This window comes from Thermanaeromonas toyohensis ToBE (assembly GCF_900176005.1).
Classification (GTDB): Bacteria; Bacillota; DSM-521; order Neomoorellales; family Neomoorellaceae; genus Thermanaeromonas; species Thermanaeromonas toyohensis.
This window is the reverse complement of sequence record NZ_LT838272.1, coordinates 892,175-906,362: the sequence shown is the minus strand read 5'-3', so window position 1 is coordinate 906,362 and position 14,188 is coordinate 892,175. Positions and strand designations below refer to the sequence as shown.

The 14,188-nt window shown below is 46.0% G+C and carries 12 protein-coding genes; all 12 read right to left on the bottom strand.

From position 1 onward, the window contains the following. Positions 1–48: 48 nt before the first annotated feature. The 12 genes from B9A14_RS04400 to B9A14_RS04345 all read right to left on the bottom strand — a co-directional run bounded on the left by B9A14_RS04400 (position 49) and on the right by B9A14_RS04345 (position 14,183). Positions 49–999: an ABC transporter permease gene (locus B9A14_RS04400; protein ID WP_084664355.1), complete on the bottom strand. Its 951-nt coding sequence runs from the start codon at positions 997–999 to the stop codon at positions 49–51. Next, positions 996–2,501: a sugar ABC transporter ATP-binding protein gene (locus tag B9A14_RS04395; protein ID WP_084664354.1), complete on the bottom strand. Its 1,506-nt coding sequence runs from the start codon at positions 2,499–2,501 to the stop codon at positions 996–998. Before B9A14_RS04395 ends, B9A14_RS04400 begins: the two co-directional genes overlap by 4 nt. Positions 2,502–2,514: 13 nt before the next feature. Beyond that, positions 2,515–2,916, bottom strand: coding sequence for a D-ribose pyranase (gene rbsD, locus B9A14_RS04390; protein WP_084664353.1), 402 nt, complete (start codon positions 2,914–2,916; stop codon positions 2,515–2,517). 11 nt (positions 2,917–2,927) lie between these two features. Continuing rightward, positions 2,928–3,860 carry a ribokinase gene (gene rbsK / locus B9A14_RS04385; protein ID WP_084664352.1) on the bottom strand — a complete coding sequence of 311 codons (933 nt, stop codon included), beginning with the start codon at positions 3,858–3,860 and terminating at the stop codon, positions 2,928–2,930. Beyond that, positions 3,848–4,837, bottom strand: coding sequence for a LacI family DNA-binding transcriptional regulator (locus B9A14_RS04380; RefSeq protein ID WP_231967909.1), 990 nt, complete (start codon positions 4,835–4,837; stop codon positions 3,848–3,850). Before B9A14_RS04380 ends, rbsK begins: the two co-directional genes overlap by 13 nt. Positions 4,838–5,010: 173 nt before the next feature. Continuing rightward, the gene (locus B9A14_RS04375; RefSeq protein ID WP_084664350.1) at positions 5,011–6,948 is read right to left on the bottom strand and encodes a sigma 54-interacting transcriptional regulator; all 1,938 of its coding nucleotides are present in this window, start codon (positions 6,946–6,948) and stop codon (positions 5,011–5,013) included. A gap of 78 nt (positions 6,949–7,026) precedes the next feature. Continuing rightward, positions 7,027–7,527: a 3-isopropylmalate dehydratase small subunit gene (gene leuD, locus B9A14_RS04370; RefSeq protein WP_084667034.1), complete on the bottom strand. Its 501-nt coding sequence runs from the start codon at positions 7,525–7,527 to the stop codon at positions 7,027–7,029. A gap of 31 nt (positions 7,528–7,558) precedes the next feature. Then, complete coding sequence (gene leuC / locus B9A14_RS04365; RefSeq protein ID WP_084664348.1) at positions 7,559–8,818, bottom strand: 3-isopropylmalate dehydratase large subunit; 1,260 nt, start codon at positions 8,816–8,818, stop codon at positions 7,559–7,561. Between the two features lie 13 nt (positions 8,819–8,831). Then, positions 8,832–9,716 (bottom strand): isocitrate lyase/PEP mutase family protein, encoded by an 885-nt coding sequence (locus B9A14_RS04360; protein WP_084664346.1) that lies wholly within the window; start codon positions 9,714–9,716, stop codon positions 8,832–8,834. Next, positions 9,700–11,163: a glutamate mutase L gene (locus B9A14_RS04355; protein WP_084664344.1), complete on the bottom strand. Its 1,464-nt coding sequence runs from the start codon at positions 11,161–11,163 to the stop codon at positions 9,700–9,702. Before B9A14_RS04355 ends, B9A14_RS04360 begins: the two co-directional genes overlap by 17 nt. Positions 11,164–11,181: 18 nt before the next feature. Further along, complete coding sequence (locus tag B9A14_RS04350) at positions 11,182–12,333, bottom strand: 2-methylaconitate cis-trans isomerase PrpF family protein (protein WP_084664342.1); 1,152 nt, start codon at positions 12,331–12,333, stop codon at positions 11,182–11,184. A 5-nt stretch (positions 12,334–12,338) separates the two neighbouring features. Then, the gene (locus B9A14_RS04345) at positions 12,339–14,183 is read right to left on the bottom strand and encodes a cobalamin-dependent protein (protein ID WP_084667033.1); all 1,845 of its coding nucleotides are present in this window, start codon (positions 14,181–14,183) and stop codon (positions 12,339–12,341) included. Positions 14,184–14,188: the final 5 nt, after the last annotated feature.

The following is a 14,188-nucleotide window of genomic DNA, read 5'->3' as shown; positions in this document are numbered from 1 at the left end:
AGTCAGATTATCGCAAGCTTTAAAGCAAAAGTTAATCTAACATCAGCATCACCCCTCTCTTTTTTTTCTGCCTTGGTCACCCAATACAGCTAAAAGGATTACAGCTCCTTTAACCACTTGCTGATAAAAGGAAGATACATTGAGCAAGTTTAATCCGTTATTAAGAATTCCTATTATTAGAGCTCCAATTAAAGTCCCCGGGATCCCTCCCTGGCCTCCCGCTAAGCTTGTCCCTCCTAAGACAACGGCGGCAATGGCATCGAGCTCTAGGCCCAAACCTGCAGTGGGCTGGGCCGAATTTAGGCGAGAGGTTAAAATTATCCCGCTTAAGGCAGCGAGGGCTCCGCTTATTAAATACACTAGATTTTTGTACCGGCTGGTATCAATTCCCGAAAATCTAGCGGCTTCTTCATTGCTACCTATAGCATACACATAGCGGCCAAATTTGGTTTGGGTTAGCACAATATGGGATAACAGAAATACGCTCAACATGATGATGACCGGGAGGGGTACAGGACCTAAATACCCACCTCCTATCTGCAAAAATTCGCGGGGCAAGCCTGTAATCGGGCGGCCGTCGGTGTAAACTAGGGTCAAACCCCGGGCCATGGTCATCATGACCAGTGTGGCAATAAAAGGGGCCACCTTACCTCGGGTTACTATCAAGCCGTTGAAGTATCCTAGGACCATACCTAAGATAAGACCCGTAGCTATAGCCACGGAAATAGAGAAGCCTTGAGTCATCAACCCCGCCACAAGGCTCCCAGTTAAAGCCAAAACAGAGCCTACAGAAAGGTCAATACCCCCTGTAAGGATTACAAAAGTCATACCGCAAGCAACTATGCTGTCTACGGAAACTTGCCTGGCCACGTTAAAAAGATTATTAACAGTCAAGAAACGATCAGAAAGCAAAGAAAGAATGACCGTCAGCCCTAACAAACTAAAAAACGGACCTAAAGAATATATAAGTTCCAATCTGTTTTCGGCCTTATACCTCATATCAACTTTCCTCCTACAGCACAACCCATTATTTTCTCTTCCGTCACCTCTCCCCGCAGGAATTCGCCTACCACCCTTCCCTCATGGACAACGATAATGCGGTCAGACATACCCAATATTTCTGGCAGGTCAGAAGAGATCATGATAATAGCCACGCCCTCAGCCGCTAGAGCTTGGATAAGTTCATAAATCTCAGCCTTGGCGCCCACATCTATTCCCCGGGTAGGTTCATCTAAAATAAGGACTTTAGGCCTAGAAGCCAGCCATTTGGCCAAAACCACTTTCTGCTGATTACCACCGCTTAAGTTTTTAACTTTTTGCCGGCAGTCCCTCCCCTTAATCCGGAATTTGACCATGGCTTCTTCACAGGCCTTAATCTCTGCTTTCCGATCAATGAAGCCCCAGCGGGAAATATGGTCCAGTTGGGTAAGGGAAATATTCTCCTTTATGCTGGAGTTTAAAAGAAGGCCCTGGCCTTTTCTATCTTCAGGAACATAAGCCAGCCCCAGCCTTATAGCTTCCCACGGGAAGCTTATATTAACTTTCCTCCCGTCCAAGAATATTTCCCCGCTATCCTTGGGGTAAAGACCCATAATAGCTCTGGCTAGCTCGGTCCTGCCTGCCCCTACTAGTCCAGCTATGCCAAGTATCTCCCCATAGCGGACCCGCAAGTTAATATCATGTAATTTACCTTTTCGATTAAGCCCTTTTACTTCCAACGCTACTTGGCCGCTAAATTTAGGTGCTAATCTCCGAGGAAAACGCTCCTTAATATCCCGCCCCACCATTAACTTGATTACTTCTTCGGGAGTAACATCCTTGATATCCCGCGTAGCTATCCATTTCCCATCGCGTAGTATAGTAATTCGATCACATATTGCAAATATTTCTTCCAGCCGATGGGACACGTAAATTATGGAAACTCCTTTTTCTTTGATGGCTCTAATAATGTTGAATAATTTAGTGGACTCCTCACCTGTCAAAGTCGCGGTCGGCTCATCCATTATTAGGATGCGTGCCTGTAGAGAAAGGGCTTTTGCTATTTCTACCATCTGCTGCTCCGCAACACTCAAATGCTGTACTAAACGAGTAGGGTTAATCTTGACCCCTAATTGATCCAAAAGGGTGGTCGCTCGGGACCTAAGCTCCTGCCAGTGGATAAAGCCTAAAAAAGTTCTCGTTTGCTCATGGCCTAAGAAAATATTTTCTGCTACTGTCAAGTGGGGTACTAGATTAAACTCTTGATGGATAGTAACTATTCCTAAGTTTTGGGCCTGGCGAGGATCCTTAAGAGCGATCTCCTTCCCCTCTAGCCAAATACGCCCCTCATCAGGCTGGTAAATACCGCTTAAGATTTTAATCAAAGTAGATTTACCAGCTCCGTTTTCCCCCACCAGAGCATGAATTTCCCCCCGCTCAACCACTAGACTTACCTTTTCCAGAGCCCTAACTCCGGGAAATGATTTGCTAACATCTTCTACCTTTAAAATTACTTCCGGCATTTAAGGCATCCTCCTAGAAAACCACTCCTGCCTGCAAGATCACATTGGCATAAGGGGTAAATTCCCCTGTCCTCACCACCGCTACCGCTAAACTTGTGCGGGCTTTAAATTCTTCATGAGCAATTTCTTCCCAGCTTATGTCTCTATCTTTCAATAAAGAAGTTAGCTGTTGATAAAGGTCGGGGCTTTTAAGCCGCATCTCCAGGGCAAAAATAGCTCGCTCTACAGCTAGTTCTTCTAACACTACTTTTACAGTTTCCATAAATCCCGGCACATTTTTAGTTAGGGCTAAGTCAATGCGGCGGACCCCCTTAGGCACTGGTAATCCGCTATCAGCCACTACCAGCATATCAGTATGGCCCATGCTAGCGATAACCTCGGAAAGCGCTTGATTTAATAAGCTAGTTTTTTTCATTTTGTAAAATATCACCCCGCTTTTATTACTGCAGTAGTTATAAATTCCTCTACTTCCCCTCTAGCTGGCATAGAAGTCTGGGCTCCTATCCTTGTTACCGCCAGGGCACCTACAGCATTGGCAAAAATTATAGCTTCCTTTAAATCCTTTCCCTCCGCCAACGCTACGGCCAACCCGCCAGCAAAAGCATCTCCTGCAGCAGTGGTATCTAAGGCATTAACCTGGTAGGCGGGTGCGTAAAATCTCTCCTCCTCTGTAACAAGAAGCCCTCCCCGGGAACCTAACTTTAAGATAGCCTTTTTAACCCCTCGCTCTATTAAAGCTAAAGCAGCTAACTCCGCTTTCTCCAAGCTTTCGACCTGGTACCCAGTAAGGGTTTCAGCCTCCCTCTCGTTAGGTGTGATAATGTCCACTAGCTGGTATAATTCTTGAGGCAAGCTTTGAGCAGGAGCTGGATCTAGAATTACAGTTGCTCCATAACGGTGCGCCATGCTAGCTGCATAACACACGGTCTCCAACGGGATCTCTAATTGCAAGAGCAAAACCTTAGCTTTAGAAATAATCTCCTCCACCGCGTCAACATCTAATGGTGTGCAAAGCTTATTTGCTCCAGGAATGACTATAATAGTGTTCTCTCCAGTTTCATCTACAGTGATAAAGGCTGTACCGGTGCTAACGCCTTTGGTCACTTTTACGCCTCTAATATCCACTCCAGCTTGGAGCAGGCTATTACGTAATACCTGGGAGAACACATCATCCCCGATGCGACCCACCATGCTGACTTTCCCATTCAGTTTGCTCGCTGCCACCGCCTGGTTGGCCCCTTTACCGCCCGGAATTACCTCAAAGGAATAACCTGTTAAGGTTTCCCCCGGCAAGGGACGACGGGGTACTTTGACCACAAAATCAATATTGAGGCTTCCTACAACCACTATGTCTGCCATCTACCTCTTCCTCCACAAGACTCCCGTATTACTAGCGAAGGGGTAAGAATTACCTCTTTGGGCTCACCTGCTCTTTTCCCCTCAATCCGCTCAAGCAATATCTCCGCCGCTAAAGCTCCCATCTGGTAAGCAGGCTGGTTTACAGTAGTTAACGCCGGCTTTACAAGGGAAGCTAAAGGGATATCATCAAAACCCACCACAGCAATATCCTGGGGTATCCTTAAACCTTTTTCTTCAATAGCCCTCATAGCTCCTAAAGCCATAAGATCGTTAGCCGCTAGGATAGCTGTAACGCCGTATTCTAAAAGGTTTAAAGCTCCGGTATAACCGCTCTCATAGCGGAAATTACCTGGCTGGATTAGCTTTTCTTTCACCTCTATGCCGGCTTCCTTTAAGGCCCGGCAATAACCTTCTTGGCGTTCTAAAGCTGTGGTAACGTCCGGCCCGGCGATAAATCCTATATACTTATGTCCCAAGCCGATTAGATATTTGGTAGCCTCATAAGCCCCAGCCACATTGTCCACTAAAACTGCATCCAGGTTATTCCCTTCTACGCGCCGGTCTATTAATACTACTGGGATACCTACTTCCACCAGCTCCAGGACATGCTTATTATTCTTGCTACTGGCAGTAAATATAAGGCCATCCACTGCTTTTTCCCGCAAGGCCTTGGCATGAAGCGCCTCTTGCTGGCTATCCCCATCGGTATTGCATAATATTACATGGTATTCCTTGCGTTTGACTGCATCCTCTACCCCTCGGGCTATGGCGGGAAAGAAGGGGTTGGTTATATCAGGAAGAATTAAGGCTATGGTGCGCGTTTTCCCGCTGCTTAAGCTTTTAGCCAGGTAATTGGGCTCAAAATTGAGCTCCTCTATAGCTTTAAGTACGCGCTCGCGCGTCTTGGGACTTACATAACCGCTATTATTTAATACCCTAGAAACAGTAGATATCCCAACTTTAGCCCTTTTAGCCACATCCTTTATAGTGGGGGGGCATAGGTCCCTCCTGTATGCCTCCTATGTGGAAACGTTTCCACATCTCTGTATAATATATTCGCTTTAAGAACTAAAATTCCTGCTTGCTAATTTAAAAATTTCTTGGGAATAAGCTGCTCCATTTAATAAACACCACCAAAATACTAGTGACTCTAATGACTTAATTCTTTAAGCTTTCGCCACAAAGTAGAACGGCTTATACCCAGAAGCTTTGCTGCTTTGGTTTTATTTCCCCCTGTTTCGTTAAGGACCTTATAAATTATATTACGCTCTATTGAACGTTGATGTTTTTGTAAGGTAGAAGGCTCAAGGATTGTCTCAACTTCAATTTTAGAGGAGAAATCTAAATACTTCTGATCAGCTAAAGCCTGGTGAACAAGTTCCTTTATCATCTTTACAGATAATGATTGGCCTGCTGCTAATGCACTTATTCTTTCTAAGATATTTTCTAATTCCCTAACATTTCCTGGCCATGAATAACCAGGTAATTTTTCAATAATTTCTCGAGCGATAGTTCCCGCATAATGTACTAACCAACGGTGGTTTTTAAAAAGCATATCTCTTACTAAGGCCGGTATATCTTCTACGCGCTCCCTTAACGGGGGTAACCTGAGGGGCAAAACGTTTAAACGATAATATAAATCTCTACGAAAACGTCCTTCCTGAACTGCTTTCCACAAATCACAATTAGTAGCGGCTATTACGCGTACGTCAATAGGTATCACAGTTTGGCCACCAATCCGCATAACTTCTTTTTGTTGTAAAACACGCAGCAATTTAGCTTGGAGCGAGGGAGGCAAATCGCCGATTTCATCTAAAAAAATAGTTCCATTATGTGCTAGCTCAAATAGCCCAGGTTTGCCCGCTTTTTTGGCCCCTGTAAAAGCTCCCTCTTCATACCCAAAAAGTTCGCTCTCTAGCAAGTTTTCGGGTAGAGCGGCACAATTAATAGCCACAAAATGAGAATCCCTTCTAGGGCTAGCATTATGGATAGCCTGGGCAAAAAGCTCTTTCCCTGTCCCTGTCTCGCCCAAGATTAATACGGTAGCAGAGGTAGTCGCATACTTTTGGGCTTGACGGATGGTGTTAAGCATTACCTCTGAGTCTCCTACAATATCTTCAAAGGTAGCTCTAGCTTTAAGCCCCCCTGAAGCAAGTTTCCTTCGGATTTGATATTCGGCTTTCTGAATGGTGGCAATATCATGTAGAGTAGCTACTACCCCAACCGTCTCGCCCTTCACATTTACGGGTACTTTATTAACCATAATCTGCCTTTCTTTAACCTTAACTACATTATTAAAGGTAGGCTGGCTTTCCTGCTGCAAAACTTCTTCTAGCTTAAGCTGGGGCAATACATCTTGTACGCGTTTACCTAAGGCTTCTTCCACTTCTATGCCAGTGATTAGTTGAGCAGCAGGATTAAAAGCAGTAATTATCCCTTCTTGATCACACGCCACAATACCATCACATATAAAATCAAGAATAGCCTGTATTCTTTCGGTCTTAGCCATTTCTCGCCGTTTTACATTGGCCATTTCTACTGCTTGATTTAAAGCTTCTAATACTGCTTTCTTAGAATAGATATATACTGACTTAAAGCCATACTGGTTCGCCATTTCCCAGGCTAAACTGGCTCCGACAATGATTGCCCTTTGCCCTTGCTGCTGAAGCTGACGGAAAAATTGCACACCTTCGCTAGGATCGTTAAGAGCAATTTGATAGACAGGGAAAGGAAGGACTTCTTTTAAATCATTGAGTTCCTGAATAACATCGCCAAAGTGGACAATGTATACAGGCTCTCCCTCTACATGATGCTTTAAAATAGCCTTTATCATGTCATACCCGGAAATATTAATGGATACAACAGGAGTAGACAAATTAGCCCGGAGCATCCGGGCGTTTCCACCACCGCTTACAAATACATCTACTTTTCCACTACTTTCCAATTCACGCGCCAATTCTAAAGTGGCCCTTTGGTCAAACAATCCTTCTAAAATTTCTATTTTAGCCTCTCCTTTAACCAAATCTTTTACTTCCTGTACAATTTCCGTAAGCTTCCCCCAACTCACCACCACAATCCGTACGCTCATGCTGGCGCTCCCACCCCGTAAGGAAAAGTAGTTAATTTAGTTTTCTCTACTGCTTAGAAACTTTCCTGCTAGATAATCTTAAGGCTTTTTCACCTTCTTAGCCACGTAAGCCATAAGCCCACCCGCAGCTATAAGCTCCTGCATAAAGGGTGGAAAGGGAAGCATACGGTAGGTTTCGTTTTTGGTAATATTGGTGATTATACCTTGAGCAGGATCAATTAATACTTCGTCCCCGGCCTCTATCTTCTTGGCGGCCTCCGGCGCCTCAAAGATAGGAAGACCGATATTTATAGCGTTGCGGTAAAATATACGGGCAAAGGAGGAGGCTATAACCGCTGCTACTCCCGCCCCCTTTATGGCCAGCGGCGCATGTTCCCGGGAACTCCCGCACCCAAAGTTCTTTCCCGCTACTATTATATCCCCGGGCTTCACCTTCCTTGGAAAGCTAGGATCAGCGTCTTCCATACAGTGCTGGGCCAGCTCTTTTAAGTCGCTGGTGTTTAGATACCGGGCCGGGATTATGGCGTCGGTGTCTATGTCATCACCAAATTTGTGGCATCTGCCTTTAATGATCTCCATAATTTCCATCCTTATCCAGAGCACCTCCTCTCTATAGTACCTCCTCAGGCGCTGCTATTCTTCCTTTTATGGCGCTGGCTGCAGCCACGGCCGGCCCGGCTAGATATACTTCGCTTTCGGGGTGTCCCATACGGCCTACAAAATTGCGGTTAGTGGTGGCTACAGCTTTCTCTCCTTTCGCCAAAACCCCCATGTGTCCCCCCAAGCAAGGACCACAGGTAGGAGTTGAAATGGCTGCCCCGGCTTCGATAAATATGGTAATTAAACCTTCTTCTATAGCCTGGGCGTAAATCTTCTGCGTACCAGGTATTATGATGAGGCGCACTTCGGGGTGTACTTTTTTGCCTTTTAAGATCTTGGCTGCTATCCTTAGGTCTTCTAACCGGCCATTAGTGCAGGAGCCGATCACTACTTGGTCTATTTTTATTTCGCCTACTTCGCTTATGCCTTTGGTGTTCTCCGGCAGGTGGGGAAAGGCTACTTGAGGTTCTATCTTGCTTACGTCATATTCCCTTATCTCACTATACCTAGCATCGGGATCGCTTTGATATATCCGGTAGGGCCTCTTGGTCCGCCCTTCAAGATACCTTTCCGTCTTCTCATCTACTGGAAATATTCCATTTTTGGCCCCAGCTTCTATGGCCATGTTAGCCATGGTGAAGCGGCTATCTAGGGAGAGTTCCCCTATAGCCTCGCCGGTAAATTCTAGGGCTTTATAGCGGGCTCCATCTACCCCTAAATCCCCTATGGTGTAGAGGATGAGATCTTTGCCCCCTACCCAGGGCTTTAATCTCCCATAATAGTTTAACTTTATGCTCTCGGGCACTCTAAACCAACATTCACCGGTAGCCATGGCGGCTGCTAAGTCGGTAGAGCCTACCCCCGTGGCAAAGGCCCCCAGGGCCCCGTAGGTACAAGTGTGGGAATCAGCACCTATTATTAGGTCTCCAGGCACTACCAGCCCCTCTTCTGGCAAAAGGCAGTGCTCTATTCCCAGCCGACCTACTTCGTAGTAAATTACTCCTTGCTCCCGGGCAAACTCCCTCACAAGCTTAGCTTGCTCTGCGGATTTTATGTCCTTGTTGGGGGTAAAATGATCGGGTACCAGGACTATCCTCCCTGGGTCAAATACTTTTTCTATCCCTAGCTGTCGGAATTCTTTTATGGCCAGGGGAGCAGTTATATCGTTGCCCAGGGCCAGGTCTATACGGCAGGAGATAAGCTGCCCCGGCTCCACTTTTTCTAGCCCCGCATGGGCGGCCAGTATCTTTTCAGTCATGGTCATGCCCATTAATCTACACCTCTTAACTTGCTTTGCAGTTACCAGTAACAGCAAATTTTTGCTCGAGTTCTTTAATCTGGGGTAGTCCAATAAGCTTGTTAAATTCATGGAAAGGTAGCATATGCTTCATATATTCCCGCGTAGTCCCCGTTTTCTTAAGCTCTTCCATTAACGAGATTAAAGCTTTAGCAGTAGTATAAACTGAGGCGGTAGGGAAGATAACTAGTTTATATCCTAACTTTTCCAGTTCCTCTACTGTTAGAAGAGGGGTTCGCCCTCCTTCTACCATATTGGCTAAAACTGGAACCTTAAAGGACTGGCAAATGATTTTCATTTCTTCTACTGTTTCCGGTGATTCTATGAAAATAACGTCGGCCCCGGCTTCTTCATACGCCTTACCCCTAGCTATAGCCTCCTCCAGCCCTAAACTAGTCCGGGCATCTGTACGAGCAATAATCACCAGATCTGGGTCCCGCCGTGCTTCTATAGCGGCCCGGATCTTATTTACCATCTCTTCCGTGGGGATTAATTGCCTATCTAGCATGTGGCCGCATTTCTTAGGGGACACTTGATCTTCTAATTGAATAGCAGCTGCCCCGGCTTTTTCATATTCTCTAACTGTACGCATAGTGTTGATCGCGTTGCCGAATCCCGTATCAGCATCAGCGATAACAGGTATATCTACAGCTGAAGCCATGTTATTTAATCTCATAACCATCTCTGTCATAGTCAACAACCCTACATCAGGGCATCCCAAATGACTAGCAGCCTGACCATATCCAGTAAAATATACCGCTGGAAAACCAACCTGCTCAATAATCTTGGCCGTTAATACATCGTGAGCACCAGGTGCCACTAAGATGCCCGGCTGACTTAATAACTGGCGTAGTTTACTCGTGGGCCTCATCGCCCTCTTCCTCCCCCTCGAAGTTAAAGTAAGTTTTGGCTAGTCTCAAAGCCTGATAAGGATAAAGCTCTGATAATACTCCGATAGCATAAAGTAGATAATAACGATCTATTAGTATGCGGGGTTGTAAGGGTAATAAAGAAATCCCTGGTCGCGCTAAAGCCTTTTGGACAATGTTTACCCCTTCTTCTGGTGGGAGAGCAGTAAAAATACCTCCTACTGCAATTAAATATTTTACTGCCCTTAGATCCCTTCCCTGGGGAGTTCCCGGGGCCACCCCTAACAAGGGGTCATATTCTTGACTCAAAAAACCTGCGTGACGTTTGAGGGCAGTCTCTATAGCTGCTATAGCTAGCCCACGATCGAAGGATTTTTCCTCTTCATTACACGGTATATAGGAAGTAACAACTTCTACTTTCTTTGCATATTCTGTAAGCTTCGCTTCATATTTATCGTCTTCTGGTAGGCCTGCATATTTTAAGATCAAACGCGGGCCTACAGTTTCTAAAATGCCGCCGCAATTAACCCGGAGACCTAAATTGCCTTCCACCGTCCGGTAAGAAACGTGTTTCTCATTGGTCAAAATTAACCCCCGCTCTTCCAAGCTCAATTTTTCCAATTCAGGTATAACTGAGTGGACATCCGTGGTAGCACCCCCTAAATCAACTACTACCAGGCTACCAATACCTTTAGCTTCATAGTGGCCCCTAGCTAAAAGTTCAGCTCCTAAAAGTACAGCTCCCGGCGTCGGGATTACTTTGTGATTGCTTACTATACTTTCTAATTTGCTTAATCCCTTGGCACGGGTAATTTGCCGGATAAATTCTTGGTGGATGGCCTCGCGGGCTGGTTTAACTTTAAGTTCATGAATTGTAGGCATGACGTTGGGTACACGGCGAAAATTTACATTTGCCTCGCTTAAGATTAACGCCGCTTTGCTCTGGGCAGCAACGTTGCCAGCCAAGATAATTACCCCAGGTAACCGCATTTCCGCCAATAATTTGGCATTATCAATTAAAGACTCTTCGTCACCTCCATCAGTTCCGCCAGTCAAAAGTACAATATCAGGTTTTATCTCTTTAAGTACTTGACGTCTATATTCTGGAGGATCTTCCGCAGAAAGTACCTCTAGAACCCTTGCCCCAGCGCTCATAGCCACTTCTTTAGCCGCTTTAGCAGTAACCCTGGGCATATAGCCGATAGCTACCATGCGTAGGCCCCCCGCAGCGCTGCTGGAGGCAAGGACTGTCTTCCCAGCCAAGGAAGCAGGGCGACATTCTAGGGGCAGACCAGCTAAAGCCCCATTTATTCCTTCCATGATATCCTCAAGTGTAGTTGGGGCTTGGGACCGGGCTATCCACTGGAGAGAATTATCATCCTGCAAATGAAATAAATTTAACTTAGTGAAAGTGCTTCCTACGTCGAATACATATATCTCAGAAGGCATCAACCCTCACCTTTGCCTTTAAAGTAGCTTATCTTTTACTATATATACATAGCCGTCCATAATGCGTCGGGCTGTCCGGCCTACCGCTGCTCTAGTTACCTTAATCTCACCGTTCTTTAATTCTACCCCGACCTCTATATCTATGATCCCTGCCGGATGGCCTATACGGATATTCCCGCTATGACGGGCCGCCACTTCATATACAACTGTTCCTGGGATAGCAGCCGCTACTCCTGTACAAGTGGTTCCAGTGCCTGCATAAGTCTTGTGCATAACTTGCATAAACATAAGCCTAGAAAGGAAATCAATTTCTTCCGCCCTTACTTCTTCACCTGTAGTAAACTTCCGGTAAGAAGCTGGTGACGCCACAAAAGCAAGCATAGGGAAGGCGGGGCTACGCAAAGTAGCTTCTTCTGGTTCCTTGGCCAAGCCCATAACACAAGCAGCATAAGCCCTGATACTCTCTAAGGTTCGCAAAAGTTGAGGATTGTTATTTACTTCCTCTGGTGTCTCGGTACCCATAAGCCCTAAATCAGCTGCCCGCACAAAAACCATGGGGTTGGCTACATCTACCATAGAAACAGTGATCTTACCTACTCCTGGAATATCAAGGACATCCGTAGGGTTCCCGGTAGGCAATATCTTCCCCGTAACAGCGCCAGCTGTATCGGAAAAATCCAGCATAATCTTAGCTCCTGTTCCCGGTACTCCATCAATCTGATAATCTCCTGTAACTGCTGCTTTACCATTACGTACAGGGACTTCAGCTATAATGAGCTTACCTGTATTGGTATTGTGGATGCGCACTATAGTTACGGGTTCTACTGCTTTCACCAAACCCTCGTCAATGGCAAACGGCCCTACTCCAGCAGAGATATTACCACAGTTGCCAGAATAATCTATGAAAGCCTCTTTAATGCTCACCTGCCCAAAGGTATAGTCCACGTCAGCATCCGGCCGGGAAGAAGGTCCAATAATAGCTACTTTACTAGTAAGCGGGTCTGCCCCTCCCAAGCCATCTATCTGGCGGACATCAGGGCTGCCAAAAACTGCTAAAATAGTCTTGTCTCTTAAAACCGGATCTTGAGGGAGCTCATTTTCATGAAAGAACACCCCTTTACTAGTCCCGCCACGAATAATTGCGCATCTTAAACGCTTCATTTCACCCATAATCCCTACCTAACCTCCTTTAAGTGTTCACGTACCCAGGCTACTACGTCATCGGGATTGGTACCTGGGCCAAAGAAGGCATCCACTCCTAAAAATCCTGGGCCCTCCTCTTTAATCCGCGCCTCATAATAGGCATGTTCCTCTTCTTTTTCCGCAATCCTACCCCCCGCCAAGACCAATACCTTGTCCCTCAATCCCAATTCTTTTAACCGTTGACCCACCCGGGGAAATAAACTAAGGCCTAAGCCTAAAAGGTTGCTAACACCCACAACCTTAGCTCCACTTTCAGCTACGACTTCGGCCACTGTTTCTGGTAAATTCATCCCTGTAAGGTGAATCACTTCAAATCCAGCTTTCTGGAAAGCCTCTTTAATCATATTTATCCCTATTACATGGGCATCCGCACCTACAGTAGCCAGAACTATCTTTACGTCCTCAAGTACGGGAGTTGCGTCTTCTACAGTTACCTTTTCTTGGGTAAAGCAAAGATATTGAGGATCTACTCCTTTAGGTCCATAGCCAGGTATATACCGCCGGATACCGTCCTTATCCCGGTGGGTCCTAACCGCCCGTTTAAGGTCCCAACCGGCTGCGCGGGGAGCATCTAGGATACCTTTTTTCCCAGCATTAACTATCTTTTCTATTAATTCTTCTGGACCAAACTTCTGCCAGAAAGAAGGAGTTATTTCGTCCGGTGCCAACTGGCGTCCTGTTTCCAGGGCAGCGCTGAGTATAGCCATAGCTTCATTTAAGATCTCTTCCATTCTTTTATCTATAAAGGGATCGTTGATAGTAATGGCAGCCGTCTTTTCAAAAATATCCTGGGTGGCCCAGATAGCCCTTCCCATAGAATGCCCTGTGGGTATACCTACGGACTCCGCTGCTTTAGGTCGGTAAAAGTCAGCACCTCCTAGCTTGGCGCTAATCGCCATCCGGGCAAAATGCCCCTGTTCTGCAATAAGATCAGGAGGAGGATTTTGAAAAGTCTCGGGAACTACGATCAGCCATTCGCTCCACATAACCTTCCTGAAAGCCCTTATAAGGGCTAGATCAGCCAACAGATTTATCCCGGCCACATTTATCTGCAAGGCGCTAAGCTCGCGCGGTAAACCAGCTAAAATAGCTAACCCTTCAGCTAAAAGGCAACCTGCCAAACCTGCTCCATCTGTACCGCCGATATTATTAATGTGCTTGTGAGATTCTACTTGTACGAAGATATTATTTTCTGCGCATATCTGGAGAGCTTTAAACCCATTGGTTACTTTAGTCTTATAATCATGGATCCCTCGCCCGCCGAAATGTACGTGTATTACCGGGCCAATATCCGTGCCATCAAAACCTGCTATAAAGGCATTTAGAATGGAAAGATGAGGAGTATCGCCTGTAGCGTTAATACGAATAGGATGTACTGCTCCACCGCCCATCTGGACAAATTCTCTTTCACCAGCAGGAGTGATTCCACCTTTACCCCGGGATTGCTCAATAAGCTCGGCCCCATCTAAGGGATCGATATGCCTTGTGGCTTCCGAGTGGACGAAGTGAAATAAAGTAATACCCAATTTCTCGGCAATCTCGTACATCTCCCGGGACTGGGCCATGGTTTCTTCTGCTGTGTTACGTCCCAAGATAGGGTTCTGGACGGGAATACCAGTACTTCTTGCCTTCCTCCCTAACTCAGCTATACGGTATCCTCCACGTATTACTCCAGCCACTTCCCGGGGATAAGGGCGGGGAAGCCCCGTAATAGAACCGTCTTTGCCAACTTTAGGCATACTCACCCCAAATAATTTCTCGTAAGCTTTAATGCGCTCTCTATCTTCCCAGATAATAGCCTGTGTCTTTTCTTGCATAACCC

Coding starts and splice junctions, on each gene's coding strand:
- rbsK (WP_084664352.1), bottom strand. CDS start 3,860: ATGGCAGACATAGTGGTTGTAGGAAGCCTCAATATTGATTTTGTGGTC.
- rbsD (WP_084664353.1), bottom strand. CDS start 2,916: ATGAAAAAAACTAGCTTATTAAATCAAGCGCTTTCCGAGGTTATCGCT.
- B9A14_RS04400 (WP_084664355.1), bottom strand. CDS start 999: ATGAGGTATAAGGCCGAAAACAGATTGGAACTTATATATTCTTTAGGT.
- leuD (WP_084667034.1), bottom strand. CDS start 7,527: ATGGAGATCATTAAAGGCAGATGCCACAAATTTGGTGATGACATAGAC.
- B9A14_RS04350 (WP_084664342.1), bottom strand. CDS start 12,333: ATGGGTGAAATGAAGCGTTTAAGATGCGCAATTATTCGTGGCGGGACT.
- B9A14_RS04360 (WP_084664346.1), bottom strand. CDS start 9,716: ATGAGGCCCACGAGTAAACTACGCCAGTTATTAAGTCAGCCGGGCATC.
- B9A14_RS04355 (WP_084664344.1), bottom strand. CDS start 11,163: ATGCCTTCTGAGATATATGTATTCGACGTAGGAAGCACTTTCACTAAG.
- B9A14_RS04375 (WP_084664350.1), bottom strand. CDS start 6,948: ATGAGCGTACGGATTGTGGTGGTGAGTTGGGGGAAGCTTACGGAAATT.
- B9A14_RS04395 (WP_084664354.1), bottom strand. CDS start 2,501: ATGCCGGAAGTAATTTTAAAGGTAGAAGATGTTAGCAAATCATTTCCC.
- B9A14_RS04345 (WP_084667033.1), bottom strand. CDS start 14,183: ATGCAAGAAAAGACACAGGCTATTATCTGGGAAGATAGAGAGCGCATT.
- leuC (WP_084664348.1), bottom strand. CDS start 8,818: ATGGGCATGACCATGACTGAAAAGATACTGGCCGCCCATGCGGGGCTA.